The 13,186-nt window shown below is 54.1% G+C and carries 17 protein-coding genes; 1 reads left to right on the top strand and 16 read right to left on the bottom strand.

Annotated features, from left to right (window positions below; translation table 11 throughout):
* From OB87_RS06650 to OB87_RS20545, 14 genes are all read right to left on the bottom strand, one after another.
* The coding region (locus OB87_RS06650; RefSeq protein WP_033568659.1) for a phage tail protein at window positions 1–712 on the bottom strand (712 nt) is incomplete at its 3' end.
* A 299-nt stretch (window positions 713–1,011) separates the two neighbouring features.
* Window positions 1,012–1,623: a phage tail protein I gene (locus OB87_RS06645; RefSeq protein ID WP_033568658.1), complete on the bottom strand. Its 612-nt coding sequence runs from the start codon at window positions 1,621–1,623 to the stop codon at window positions 1,012–1,014.
* Complete coding sequence (locus OB87_RS06640; protein WP_033568657.1) at window positions 1,616–2,524, bottom strand: baseplate assembly protein; 909 nt, start codon at window positions 2,522–2,524, stop codon at window positions 1,616–1,618. Before OB87_RS06640 ends, OB87_RS06645 begins: the two co-directional genes overlap by 8 nt.
* A gap of 4 nt (window positions 2,525–2,528) precedes the next feature.
* Window positions 2,529–2,879 (bottom strand): GPW/gp25 family protein, encoded by a 351-nt coding sequence (locus tag OB87_RS06635; protein WP_033568656.1) that lies wholly within the window; start codon window positions 2,877–2,879, stop codon window positions 2,529–2,531.
* Window positions 2,876–3,517: a phage baseplate assembly protein V gene (locus OB87_RS06630; protein WP_033568655.1), complete on the bottom strand. Its 642-nt coding sequence runs from the start codon at window positions 3,515–3,517 to the stop codon at window positions 2,876–2,878. The genes OB87_RS06635 and OB87_RS06630 overlap by 4 nt, the downstream gene beginning before the upstream one ends.
* A gap of 175 nt (window positions 3,518–3,692) precedes the next feature.
* The gene (locus OB87_RS06625) at window positions 3,693–4,349 is read right to left on the bottom strand and encodes a hypothetical protein (protein WP_152605877.1); all 657 of its coding nucleotides are present in this window, start codon (window positions 4,347–4,349) and stop codon (window positions 3,693–3,695) included.
* Window positions 4,350–4,783: 434 nt separating this feature from the next.
* On the bottom strand, window positions 4,784–5,245 hold the full coding sequence (locus OB87_RS06620) for a phage tail protein (RefSeq protein WP_033568653.1): 462 nt from the start codon (window positions 5,243–5,245) through the stop codon (window positions 4,784–4,786).
* 76 nt (window positions 5,246–5,321) lie between these two features.
* Window positions 5,322–5,525, bottom strand: a complete 204-nt coding sequence (locus tag OB87_RS06615) for a tail protein X (RefSeq protein WP_033568652.1) — start codon at window positions 5,523–5,525, stop codon at window positions 5,322–5,324.
* A gap of 719 nt (window positions 5,526–6,244) precedes the next feature.
* On the bottom strand, window positions 6,245–6,466 hold the full coding sequence (locus OB87_RS06610; RefSeq protein ID WP_033568651.1) for a hypothetical protein: 222 nt from the start codon (window positions 6,464–6,466) through the stop codon (window positions 6,245–6,247).
* 63 nt (window positions 6,467–6,529) lie between these two features.
* Complete coding sequence (locus OB87_RS06605) at window positions 6,530–8,647, bottom strand: replication endonuclease (RefSeq protein ID WP_033568650.1); 2,118 nt, start codon at window positions 8,645–8,647, stop codon at window positions 6,530–6,532.
* A 95-nt stretch (window positions 8,648–8,742) separates the two neighbouring features.
* Window positions 8,743–8,967, bottom strand: coding sequence for a TraR/DksA family transcriptional regulator (locus tag OB87_RS06600; protein WP_033568649.1), 225 nt, complete (start codon window positions 8,965–8,967; stop codon window positions 8,743–8,745).
* Entirely contained in the window at window positions 8,967–9,182 is a 216-nt protein-coding gene (locus tag OB87_RS06595; protein WP_033568648.1) for a DUF2732 family protein, read from the bottom strand. Before OB87_RS06595 ends, OB87_RS06600 begins: the two co-directional genes overlap by 1 nt.
* Window positions 9,183–9,286: 104 nt before the next feature.
* Window positions 9,287–9,799 (bottom strand): hypothetical protein, encoded by a 513-nt coding sequence (locus OB87_RS06590; protein ID WP_033568647.1) that lies wholly within the window; start codon window positions 9,797–9,799, stop codon window positions 9,287–9,289.
* A gap of 2 nt (window positions 9,800–9,801) precedes the next feature.
* The gene (locus tag OB87_RS20545) at window positions 9,802–10,266 is read right to left on the bottom strand and encodes a hypothetical protein (RefSeq protein ID WP_152605876.1); all 465 of its coding nucleotides are present in this window, start codon (window positions 10,264–10,266) and stop codon (window positions 9,802–9,804) included.
* A gap of 124 nt (window positions 10,267–10,390) precedes the next feature.
* Between OB87_RS20545 and OB87_RS06585 the strand changes: the two genes are divergently transcribed.
* Window positions 10,391–11,233 (top strand): phage repressor protein CI, encoded by an 843-nt coding sequence (locus OB87_RS06585; RefSeq protein ID WP_033568646.1) that lies wholly within the window; start codon window positions 10,391–10,393, stop codon window positions 11,231–11,233.
* Between the two features lie 126 nt (window positions 11,234–11,359).
* Here OB87_RS06585 and OB87_RS06580 read toward each other — a convergent pair whose 3' ends face one another.
* Both OB87_RS06580 and rsmF read right to left on the bottom strand, forming a co-directional pair.
* A complete protein-coding gene (locus OB87_RS06580) occupies window positions 11,360–11,551 on the bottom strand; it encodes a YdfD/YebW family protein (RefSeq protein ID WP_033568645.1) in 192 nt (63 codons plus the stop codon).
* A gap of 88 nt (window positions 11,552–11,639) precedes the next feature.
* A complete protein-coding gene (gene rsmF / locus OB87_RS06575) occupies window positions 11,640–13,088 on the bottom strand; it encodes a 16S rRNA (cytosine(1407)-C(5))-methyltransferase RsmF (RefSeq protein WP_033568644.1) in 1,449 nt (482 codons plus the stop codon).
* Window positions 13,089–13,186 lie beyond the last annotated feature (98 nt).

Genomic DNA, 13,186 nt, shown 5'->3' with positions numbered 1-13,186 from the left:
AACCCAGGTTTGCGAGAAAGGCCGATTTGTCCGCGATGTCAGCACCGTTTTGCTCTTTTTGTAGGGCGACGTTTTTGACAAAGGCGGTGGTGGCTAACTGTGTGGAGTTCACATTTTTCTCTGCCGTCGGCGCAGTCGGCACGCCAGTCAGTGCCGGGCTGTTGAGCGGCGCATACTGCGGATGGGGATTGGCTGCGGCCACATGAGCGCTAAGGCGACTGTCGGCGTAAGACTTAACCTCAATCGCTTTGTCATCGACGTATTGACGGGTAGCCAGCACCACCGAGGGGTCAATTTTCAGGGTAATGGCATCGGTATTGCTGACAATCAGGATCATGCGCACGGTTTGTACCCGGCCTGAACCCTCCTGCAACTGCGGTTTATAGGTTTCGGCGCAGTTTGCGACCGCGATCAGATCGCCGTCGCTGTCATACAAGCCAATTTCACGGATCCACCAACCGCCTTCATTTTCAGGAATAACCTGCTCGGCAATGATTTGGTTGGTGTTTGCCGGGTCGACGCTTAGGGTGTTGAGTGAGGCACGGCGCTTTTCGTTAATCAGTTTAGTCTGGGCGGTCGAGGGGGTTGGCAGGCTGCCGCCGCCATCGCCTACCGCCATTTGCGTAATGGCCAGATGACTACCCAGCGCGGTGGCGTTAGCCAACTTCGCCGCGCCGGTGTTCGTCAGTAAAGCAAAGTATTTTGTACTCATGCAGATTACTCATACGGTTAACAGGATAGGATGCCGCAGGGCGACATCGGGGAAGCCGGGCTGGCCGACAGGCGATGACCACCGGTATGCCCGGCTGTGTGGGTAGGCTGTGTCCGGGTTCAGGTGCGAAAAGCGTTATCTGAAGACCCAGCCTGGGTAGAGGTAGTATGCGAAGTCGGCGTCGTCAGCGCATCTGGCGGGCGTTGTTCGCATAGGGAGACAACAGATGAAGACCACATTGGGTGGTGATGCCGACATAAAAAAAGCCAGCGCAGGCTGGCTTGGTGTGAGTGCGGAAATCAACCGCCGACGTGTATGTCATCAATCAGGTGAATGGCTGCGCCGGTTATTTCGTCGCCAGATACACTGATGGTTTCTGGGAAGTAGGGGTAGATGGTGAGTTCGTCGCCGCTATAAGAACCGGCACCCATCAACAATGGTCCCTGACTGTCCAGATTAATGTTTAACCCCAGCATCTGGCGGCTAACCGGTTTGGCGTCGGCAATCAGGCGTTCCAGTTCCTGAAACGACTCCTCCGTGATCCCCGATTCCTGAATGCCGATATCCAGCCTGAAGGTGCCGGGGGCGTCGCCGGTTTGCCACCACTCTTTGATGCGAATCAGATATCCCAGCGGTTCAACAACCCGCCGCAGTGCGCCGATCGTACCTTTGTGACGGTGGATAAAAAACGCATCTTTGATGACTTTGCGTTTGACGGTTTCTGACCATCCTTCATCCCAGCGGTCAACCGACAATGTCCAAGCCAGATAAGGCAGTAGTTCAACCGGACAGGTATCCGGATTCCAGATCTGTCGCAGGGGAATCGGTACGGTTTCCAGACTGGCTCCGGTAACGGCAATCGCCTGTTCCAGAGAGGATGAGCCGGGGGGGAGTAGAGGACTTTTACTCATCCGTTCCCCCCAATATCAGGGTATAGCCAGTACAGTGCGATGCCTGGGTATCATCCAGCACGATGTCGGCTGCTGGGCTGGCCAATTCCACCCGCTGAACCCCTTCCACATGCAGTGCCGCGTAGATGGCGGAGCGGCGGATGTCGCGCCCGAGTCGGTGCTGGTTGCTGACATAGCTCTGTAGTTTTTTCTCGGCGGCGGCGCGGATGGGTTCAGCTTCCGGGCCGGGATACAGGTAAAGCGTGGCGTTGATGTCGTATGGAACGATCACCGCTGACTTGACGGTGACCCGGTCAGCCACCGGCCTGATGTCTTCGGCGTTCAACGCTGCGTTGACGGTGGCGATCAACGAATCGCTGGCGGTGCCGTCGTTTTCCCGCGACAGGACCGACACCAGTACCTGAGCGGGGCCGGGGCTGATGACCGAGATATCCGCTACCTGTCCGCTGGCGCTGCGCCCGTGGAACTGATAGGAGCCGATGGACCCCGCCACACTTAAGCCCTCATAAGCTTGCTGAATGCGCAGACGAAAATCGGTATCCGACTCCATTACGGCCGCGGTCGGGGGAACGGTGGTCGTGTCCGCCGCGGTGATCACCAGCCGGGAGACGTTAACGTTGGCACCCAACTGCTCCAGGTCGCTACCTTGGGCAAACGCCAGCATCCCGGCCTGAGCCGCTTCATTGATGCGCTGGCGCAGCAGCAGTTCACGATAGGCGTTTTCCTGTAGCAGTTTTACCAGCGGCTCTGATTCCAATGCCAGAACGCGAGCGATAGCTTCGCGCTCATCGGCATTGTAGAGCGACAGCAGGGTTTCTTTGCGTGTGGCGAACAGCGTTTCATAATCCAGCGTTTCGACCACGCTAGGGGCGGGTAACTGACTTAAATCGATAAGAGGCATGATCTCAACTCACGGGAATAGTTAATGAAAGGGAGGTGCTGTTGTCGGCCAGGGTGCCGGAAATATCCACAATCAACTGGCCGTCGTAGTGGCTTTCCATTGAGATGGATGTCAGCGTCAGCCGTGGCTCCCATTTCAGCAACGCGACATAGCAGGCCGCCTGCACCTGTAATTTCAAGGCAGGCGTTTGCGGCTGGTCGATCAAGGTCGAAAGCAGTGAGCCGTAATCACGCCGCATCACCCGACTGCCTTGCGGGGTGGTCAGAATATCGCGCACGCTTTGGCGCAGATGTTCCAGGTCGCTGAGGCTGCTGCCGGTATTGCGATTCATGCCGGTGTATGACGTACTGGTCATAAAGGTCCTCCTGTTGTGCCGCCGCCACTCTGTACACCGCTGTGTTGGTGGGTATGTACCACCACGCCGTTGGAAGAGAAGCTCCCCCCCGAGTGGGTGACGCTGCCCGTGATGCTGCCACCTTGCTGAACGTCGATAGTCTGGGTGATTAATTTGTGCGTACAGACAACTTCTGGGGTGTCCAGCGTGATGCGTTCGCTGGCGTTGATGGTGACGTTTTTCGTGGTGACGGTGACCGATTCCGATGCGACAACCGTCGCGCTCTTGATGCCGGTTACGGTCAACGCGCCGTTAGCGGGTTCGTATTCCATCACCGCGCCATCAGGGAAGTGGATGTGGCAGGCATCCGCAGAGGCTGATGGAGCCGGATGGTGTTCGCTATAAATACCCGGTAAAACAAATGCCGTATTGAGTTCGCCTCCTATTGCAAGCAATAACACCTGTTCACCCACCGACGGTGCCCACCACTCGCGGGAACTCCCCGCACGACGGGACAGCCAGTGGAGCCATCCGGTGACCATGCCACCGGTCTGCACGCGGCAACGAGCCTGCTGGGTATCAACTTCGGTAATGACGCCGATACGAATCAGGTTACGCAGTGCGCGCTGGATTTCGGAGAGATATTCATATGTATTCATGGTGGGAAGAATGCGTCTTCCCGCGTAATGAGACAATTTGCTGTGGTTGTGTGGCGAATGGCCCCACCGATCTTTGTGTTAAGACTGTTCTTTGCGTTACGACCTTTGCATCATGACGCTCTTAGCCGCACAGGCTGTAGACGCGTTGCCTGGCAGCGGGTGGCGTTCAGTATCGTTATGGCGTCGGTTTATTGACGAACAGGTGGGTCAGGTAAGGAGAGTCCTGCCGGAAGAACGGGGTGAATGGCACACAGATGTGGGTACTACGGCGGTTGTCGATAATGAGCAGATCACCCCGTTTTAGGTTGAGCCATTGCATACTGTTTTTCAGCAGCGGGTCGAGTTTTAGCAGCGCATGTCTGGCAGGCGAGGTCAGGGGATACGCCAGGTCAGGCGTACAGGTGAAAAAAGGGTCATGGTCGGCGCTGAGGAGGCTGAACGGTACGTTGTCCTGGCTGACCGCACCGGGGCGCAGCGCATATTGTGGCAGGCATAATTCGATACGGGTGTGGCGATCCACATGGCTCATGACATGACGAAGACTGGCGATACCAACCAGTATTTTGAAGACGGACGCGTCACACCCGCAATGCAGCAGCAGAAAATCGGGTTGAGTAAACACCGGCGTTGGTGAGCTTGCGCTGGACGTCAGTACGCCGTAGGACGAAAAAATGCTGGTGAGTTGCGGTGACTCATGGGAAGCCGCCGTCTGGCTGCGATAGGGGTCGCCTAAATGACAGCCAAACAGATGAAGCAACTTTCTGGATTTCTCTCGGTTGTCGTTGCAATGGATATTGACGCTTTTAGGCAGAGGCGGATGGATATCTTCCATGATTTTCGGGTAATAAAGGAATCCCTCATTGTTACCAAAATGTTTAAAATGGAGTAATTCCTTTCGTATATTACGCGGCAAACTTTGGCTTTTATCCAATTGTGCTTCCTTTCAATTATTCAATATCAAAGAGAGTCGGTCAGACAATAACACCCGCCGCTTTTTGCTGATGAAACAGGTGAGGCGATAGGGTATTACTGATTGATCACGAGTGATAACAGTAGACAACGATTTCTGAAATAATTTGCAGCGAAGGAAACGAGGAGGGGCAAGTCAGATAATATTCAGCGATAATTTTTTATTATGAAAATTACGACCTGGGAATAAGCCAAGTGAAGAGTTCCATAATGAAATAGCCATGTCTTATCGATTATCACCAATAAAACAGGCCGTATTTGCAACGGCCATCATGGATGCGAGTTCATTTGAACGGATCAGCTGCCTTTCCACTGGCTGATCAATTCACCTGCGATATACAGCGCCGTAGGCCGAGTTACCGGCTCGGGCGGTGCGGGTTCGGGTTCATACTGTATCTGCAAGCTTTGATTCTGTTCATTGACACGGGTACGCTCCGTCACATTAAGCCGAACGGATAGCGTGCTGGTGTTGTCCGCATTATTGTCGATCGTAAAACTGATACCTTTGTTGCGGATACTCTCTCGTGTTAACAAATCCGGCTGATTCTGGCGTACCCAGAGCAACAGAGTGACAAAAAAGGTATCGGGATTGTCAGAGAAATTATTCAGCGTCAGCAGCAACTGATAACGGTATTCAAATGACAGGGACGGCTCCTGCAACGCGGCGATTTCCCCCTCCTGGACCCGAAACTGTAATGCATCCCCCAGCGCGGGTAATGCGGTGGTGAGTGCAAGTTTGAGGCTTTGTGGTTTTTGCATAATTAAGGTTCCTGGTGTGGCGGCGATCTCCATGCGCGATTGGCTAACGATGAGCATGGAGCCCAATAATGCGGCGTTATTCCCAGATATTGATACTTTCCTGGGAACTGGAAACGGCAATATCAGGCAGAGTAACTGCGGTGCCGTGCGGCAGAATCGGACCAAGGTCCGCAAGGCCTGGATTGGACAGCAAAACCGTTTCCACAACCCCTTGTGTCCGGCCGTAGTAGCGGTAGCAAAGCGCATCCAGGGTGTCGTCCTGATGGGCGTAAACGTTCATGTGACCCCTTTAGTTCAGATAAAAAAGAGTGAGAGAGACAGATAAACAATATCGGGTAAAACAGCGTATCTCTGGTTCATTATCCTCCAGAGGAACGGCCGTGGTCGCAATGCAGAAAAGATGTTGTACATATGGCACAACAACAGGCGGGATAACGGGAAATAATGTCTGGGTATTTATTATTTATACCCGTCATACTTCAAGTTGCTGGTGTGTTGACGGTGTTACTCTGCCCATTCCATAGGCCTCAGCCCTTCGGGGCCGCTGCAAGCAGCGTTCCAATCGGCTTACGCCAATTTGTCACTCACCCGAATCACTTACCTAAGTAAGTGATTCGGGATTTGTTTACTTGCCGCGTTACAAGGCTCAAATGAGCCTTGCCCTAAAGAGCCAACGTTTTGCGTTGTTCAAAACGCAAAACGTTTTGTCCTGCAACTCGAATTATTTTGGGTATAAATAGAAGTACCCCAATTCCACATTATGGTGCTAAAAAACATGACCAACGAATCGGCTTTAATTCAGCCGGAGTAATAATTGATACCAAAAAAATATACCGACTTTGGCCGGTCAGACCTTTTTATTAAATGGTCTGGATACAAAAAATTTTTGCTGCGTATTAGTCTGGCGAGTTAGCCACAGAGAAAGTCCATTAATTTGCACGTGCCTCTGGCTATCGGCCAGGGAATGTCACGGCGGTCATGATTATCCATTGAAATCCCTTACAACACTTGTTGTTCAAACCATGCTTTAAGCTGCTGTCCATCACTGCTGTTTTTCAGAAACTGTTGGTAATCACTCACCGGTAGTTCGCCGTGAGATAAGTCGGCAATCAACGACATAGCGATTTTCATTTCTTCAGGATCGCATTGTGATATCAATGACATATCGGCAATTAATCGAATCCTTGACAGGGTCAGCTCTCTGTTTTCAGTCTGTTCCACGGTACCTCTTCCATTGTGAGACTGTATTTATATACAGTACTTTATTCAGTAGTATTCGTCAACTCATAAGTGCAGGAATGGTGTGCTCATGATGCACTTTTCATCAACGGCGGATATCGCGTTATTCCTAGATTCATCAATCAGTTGGCCGTCAATCTTCACGCTGGCACCACGGACCAGTGCCTCCCGCTCCCAACGTGAGATCTCAATACCTTGCTGACGAAGGCGGGGGCGCAATGACGCCAGCCGATCGCGTTGGAAATAGGTTAGCCGTGCTGAAGGAACACGAGGAATATCGCGAAATGGGTAAGGGAACGCGCTGGGTGAAAACGCGCCCCCACAGTTATTGACAGAACTCCAAGGACGAGCAGGCTGATGCCTTTCGACGGCATCGCTGCTGGCCGAGCCTTTGGCCACAATTTTCCATTCATCCGGCCGGGTGGTGAAGACTCGCTCGCGGCCGCGTTGAGCGGAAAAAATACCGACGGTACGCACAATCGTTTCGTCGTAGGTGTTCAGCCGTTCGCTGGCAGCTCTGGCGACACGAACCGACTGGTGTTGCCGGGCGACGTTCGCACCGCCCTGTGCCTCGATGTACGCGGCAAAATCCCCGTGGTCTGCCGCGTTCCTCACCCTTTCGGCTTGTTCTCCCAGCGTATCCTGTAATGACAAGCTGCGAATGCGTCGGCATTCGCGGTACGCACCAATCGTGGGTAAGCCGATGAAATGAAATTGAGGAATACGCCAGAGCGAGGCCCAGGCAGAGGCTGAGGCAGCCATGTCTTTCAGCGGTTTACCGGTTTCGTGGTCTGATTCACCATCCAGTGCATAGCCATCAATATTTTTGGCGATGTATTTGGCCACATAGGCTGTCGCACCGCCCTTGTTGATATGTTTGCAGTCAAACTGGTGGCTGTGTGCCACGGTGCGGTGGCCGTCATTGGACTGGGCGTAGCGGCGTAGAATATCGACAATAGCCGGGCGCTGCGCACGGTCGCAGTACAGCATCATATGCCAGTGTGGCGTGCCGTCGTGATGGGGTTCTACGACCCGCAGGCCGTAGATTTGCAGTTTTCGGTCTTTGAGCGCAGTACGGATTTTCCCCCATAACCGCACCAGATAATGCTGGGTCATTTTGGGCGAAGGACAATCCGGCAGCCATCCTGTGTTAACCAACACCTGGTCATGACCGCGGGTGCGGGTGGGATGGTAGTGTCCGGGGGCGGTGAGCGTCACCAACATACCCATGTGATGATGTGCTGTAGCGTAACGCTCAATACCTGCCAGCATGGTCATCAGTTCCATGCGGCGAATATCCGGATTCGCGATACTGCCCATGACCTTATCGATCAAATCGACTCGATCACCATTACGGGTATTTTCCAGCTCACGGCTTTTCAGAAAATCCAGCGTTGCCAGACGGCGGTAGCGGATATCCAGCAGCGCCTGACGGCTGAGAAACGGGGAGGCGGCACGGCTGACTTCGCCGCTGGCAATCCACAGTGCTTCACGCCAGCGTGTCTGCTGGATTTTCAACTGGCGCTCCCACCAGCGAGGAGTGACCAGCCGCATTATACCCGCGCATATTTGCTCCAGCGTGAGCGTCCCGTTTTGGTGGCGCAGCCAGTAAGCCGGTTCCACGTTGAGAGACTGCGCCAGCGCCGCTAACTGACCATAGATGTGTGCTTGTGTTTCAGCACTGAATAAACTCGCCTGATTGTGGCGATCGCTATCCTGTAGATAGCGATCACAGTGGGCATGGTAAGCCTCATTCATGTGGGCGGCGATACGGTTGGCAAAGGCGCGCAGTACCTTGTCCGGCATATCCGGCAACTGGTGATACTGTTCGGCTTCGCTGATGAAATGTGACGAACCGGCGGTATTCATCTGGTAACGGGCGTTCACGGCGTCAATGCGGGGCCAGAGACGACGCTGAACCATCGATAACAGGTAGTTAAACGCCGCCCCGGTTCCCTGATGCTGCTTCAAATAATCGAAACGGCGACGGAAATGGTTAGCCAGAAAGTGTGGCAGCAAGGCCAGCCGATACAATACCGCCTGTCCGTGCTGCAAGGTATCCGCAGACAATGTGCTGGATTCGGGCAGAATGGCAGGACGGGGTGCATTCCACGGGTACGCCCAGCGGTTGTTGGCATGTTTCTCAGCGTTGTCAGTCGTCATAACCAGCCAGTTTTTATCTACTCGATGAAGGTTTGCCGGGTTGCCGACGGAAATAGCTGCCAATTAGCCTGGCTTGTCAGTCTGTAACCTGACGTTCACGACGGTGAGCGGTAGTGACGTTGCTTCTGTTCGCGAATTTCCTGACACGCCACACAGCACGTTACGCCGGGGATCGCCTGACGGCGGGCCTCGGGAATTGGCGCATCGCAGTCCTCACAGACATGGGCGGTGTGAGCGGCCGGGATTTTGCGAGCATGGGCGATTTGCGCATCCAGCAACATGGCTTGCTGCTCCTGGGAAATATCCATACTGTCTGCCATTAGTGTGCCTCCCAAATCTGATGGCGGATGTTTTCGGCTTCCTGTTGCAGCAGGGCCACCAGTTCCTGAGCGGACAACTGCTCCTGTCGGGCGTGTTGCGCCAACTGGTCCAGGTGGTCGCTATAGCGGTGAGCCAGGTCTGCTCGCCAGACGTCATTCGGGATATGCCGTTTGGCAAGGGACGGTTTTTCATGGTTGGATTGTGTGTTTTTCATACAATTTCCTGATGGTAAGCAGCAACAATGCGGACCTGCCTCATCGGCGGCCTGTGTGCTGGTGGTTGAGTTAACGGTGGGCGTCTTTTCGACGGTGCCTGTCGTTAACGAGAATAATGTTCGGGTCTGATACTGGTCAGAATGTCGGGTGCTCCGGCAAACAGGCTGCGTAACTCCTCGAAGGCGCGGTTAAGCGCTGTTGCCCACGGGCAGTCCGACTCGTCCATACGCCGTAAGGGGTGATCAAATTCCTGGGTCGTGAGTCCGGCATGGAAAAACAGTGTGCGGCGTTCGCTGAGGGTGAGGTGCCTAACCCGATGCAACAACGAGTCATGCTCCTGTTTTTCTGGTAATTCGAATGCGCTGCGTAGTTCATTCAGTGCGCTGACCATTCTTTCGCGCGCCATTTCATCCATCTCTTCCAGTTGATAGACGCACCAGCGGTGATGCAGTGCGGCATGAAAGCACAACGTGCGGCGATAACGCTCGGAGAGTCGCTGGTAAAAAATACATGTCTGTGTCCAGCGCGAATCCGCGAAGTGTTTTCCGATCAGCGCCCGCAAATTGGGTGGCAGAGTCTGCAGATGATCGGCGGTAAAGGCATAATGGGGCTTCATGATTACGCTCGCTTGCCATTGAGGCCGTCAGTTCTGGTCAGCGAGCGTAGAATATAGCTGTGATTCGAATTTCCGAATTTCGGATTAAAGTCACTGCAACCGTTCACAATACCTGAATGGCGATATCGCTCAGATAGCGAACAGGTCGCAATGAGGCCGGAAAACGAGGCTGTTAACGTGATGCTGCCCAATACCGCTTTTGCATTTGCAAAATCAGGCTGAAGCCTGGTGAGGGTAAACAGAAGCCACGGCTTCCTGGTATCGCGCGCAGTGCGCCATAGCGTGGATATTAGCGCTGTGGCTTGGGCTACATGACGCAAGCAGGTGAAAGAAGACGACGCCTGAATCGGTATAGCATGGGGCTGTCGAGTGACGGCCGAAAAGCCGCTTTCTGTACTGGCGGATAGACGCGCTGTGGTAGGATTTTCCTCAGAAACGTGCGTTAGAATTGAAATTTCGTCTGACATAAAGCAATATCTCCCCCAGGCCAGGGTGTTCTATGGTGTTACATGTGCTGTGTAGACACTATAAAACACGTAACGTGTATAAGTAAATACTCGTGAGGTGTTTTTGAATACAAATAGTAATGCCGTGTCTGCGGCCTTCGTACTTGAGCGCATTATGTCAAGCTACGGAGTAAAGACTCAGAAGGAACTGAGCGAGGTCACTGAGATACCTACCAATACAATCAGTAACTGGGTTCAGCGAGGGAATGTGCCGGGTAATATTATTTTGAAGTGTGCGCTTGATACCGGAGCCGATGCCGGATGGCTGGTCACCGGAGAGTTCGCAAATGCGAATGTCTTTACGCATAAATCGCCGCTGAAAGGCAAAGCGCTTTATGAGCAGATTCTGTCATCAGGCGGTAAGGCGGTACTGCGTCGAATGCTTGATGCCTATGGATTCAGTACACAAAAAGAGTTAGGGGATTTACTGGGTATTGCACCTGGGACGATCAGTACCTGGATTCGTCGTGATTTCTTCCCCGGTGATGTGGTGGTTACCTGCGCGTTGGATACGGGCGTGTCGTTGGCGTGGCTGGCAACCGGTAAAGGTTCCCCACAACAGAGTGACGCGCCTGTCAGCCGTCAGGACGACAGCGGCATCTGCCTGATCCCGCGTAATCTGCTGAAAACGGGAAAATTGCAGGATGCAGGAGAGTGGAAGGCGGACCCGCAGTTCATTCCTGCTGGGTTACATGCGCCTTTGCTGGTGGAAGGGAGTTCGTCTTCCTGGCTGGTGGATACCGGTATTACCAGTATCAGCAACGGTCGCTGGCTGCTGGATATTGATGGCAAGAGCGATATCTACGATGTGGCACTGCTGCCGGGGCGTAAAATGCAGGTTGAAGGCGGCAGTTCGCAGTTCCAGTGCGGGGTGGATGAAGTCACGCCGCGTGGTGTAGTGGTACTGACGTTAACCCCCAGCATCTGATCTTTACACACCCGGCGTGTCTAGGCTGCGCCGGGTGTCAGATAAGTCATCGTGTTTGCCCGTGTCGTCCGTTATCGATTATCGCCGTCTATCATCGGTTATACATGGCAACGCTAACCGCCGTGATTAGCGGTCACGGTACTCGTGAGCTGGTTTCCAGTCCCCGTTGCGAAAATCATCAATAGGAAAACAGCCGCCGTTACGGATTTGCTGTTCCTCCATCGCACCCAGACATTGTGGTTCATTGATATAGGTTCCCGCGACCAGACTCTCGCAGTTACCTCCCAGGTAACAAACAAAGATCACCAGTGCGAACATAGATTCCTCAACAGGTTGCCACGTCCTGTTGTGAGTGTAGATGAAAAAAACGTACCGGGAACGCCGCGAGCGACGGCCCGGTCAAAGATTATCCGATGGTGGAGACAAGATTGGCACCATCGCGAACCAGATCACGAGGCAGGTTGTTTTTCAGGCGTTGGCCGACGCGTTTGGTTAATCCCAGTGTGGTTTGCTGCCAGGTCAACAACACCTCGTCGTGGCTGACGGGCGAGGGCGGATAAATGTCTTTGCCGCGGAACCAGTCAACAACCTGCTCCGCGCTGAGCGCGTAGGTGTTTGGGCTAGCGGGGTTGCCCAGTGCCACAATAGCTTCATGCTGCCAGCGGTATCCTTTGGCAAAGCGTTCCGCCAGTTTGACGCCCATTCGGGAGAAGCGCATTTTGCCCAACATCGGTTGCAATGCCGCCGGAAATAACCAGATCTCATCGTCCCGTTGCCATAGCTGTAATTGTTGTTCTGACCATTGCAGGCCCAACTGCTGAGCGCTTTGGCGAATCAACTGTGCATCTTTGGGGTTTACGGGGGTAAACGGCAGTTTGCCGAGTTTGTAATTCGGCTCTGCCAGCGGCGGTACACCAGCGGTTTTGCGCAAGCGTGCTACAAAAAAGCCTTCGCTGTCGTAAATCTGCGGGAAAACGTGCAAAAAGCCCTCTTCGGTGAGGGCGCGATGTGCTTGCGGGAACAACCCCTCCAGCGATTCTGTCTCGCAGGCATTGGGGAACTGCTGCATCAGCCAGCGACAAACCTGCTGGTTCTCCTGATGATTCAGGGTACAGGTGGAGTAAATCAGTACGCCACCCGGCTTCAGGGCATGGAAGGCGCTGAGGATCAGTTCGCGCTGGGTCGCGGCGATATCGGTGATGCTCTCCAGCGACCAGTGGCTCATGGCCGCGGGATCTTTTCTGACGACGCCTTCCCCGGAGCAGGGCGCGTCCAGCAGGATGGCGTCAAACGTTTCCGGCAAGGCGTTGCCGAATACCCGGCCATCAAAATGCGTCAGGGCGGTATTGCTGACACCGCAGCGGTGCAGGTTAGCGTGCAATACCTTGACCCGGCTGGCGGAATATTCGTTGGCGACAATCAACCCCTGATTGTTGAGCCGGGCGGCGATCTGGGTGGTTTTGGAGCCGGGGGCGGCCGCCATGTCCAGCACCCGCGCCGGGGTGTCATTCGCCAGGAACAGCGCGCTGACCGGCAGCATTGAACTGGCTTCCTGAATGTAAAACAGCCCGGCCAGATGCTCCAGTGCATTGCCTAACCGTAGGGCTTCCTCATCGGCGTTCAACAGCCAGAAACCTTCATCGCACCAGGGCACCGCTTCCAGCTCCCAGCCGTAGGGGGCGACCAGCGCCAGAAAATCAGGCACGCTGATTTTTAAGGTGTTAACGCGGATGCTACGTCGCAGCGGTCGCTGGCAGGCGTCAATGAACGCGTCCATGCTCAGGTGCGCAGGCATAATAGCCTGCATGGCGGTCAGAAAGTCAGGGGTGAGAGACGCGGGAATAGGTTTGGCCACAGAAACGGTTCCGTTACAGCTACAATCAGGACGCGAATCTTACCATATCCCGGTCATCGGAAGGGATGACGACTCACCGGGATAAGCCGGTGAGTCGC

It is taken from the genome of Dickeya undicola (assembly GCF_000784735.1).
GTDB classification, from domain to species: domain Bacteria; phylum Pseudomonadota; class Gammaproteobacteria; order Enterobacterales; family Enterobacteriaceae; genus Dickeya; species Dickeya undicola.
The sequence above is the reverse complement of the archived record's forward strand: the minus strand, read 5'-3'. Positions and strand labels throughout refer to the sequence as shown.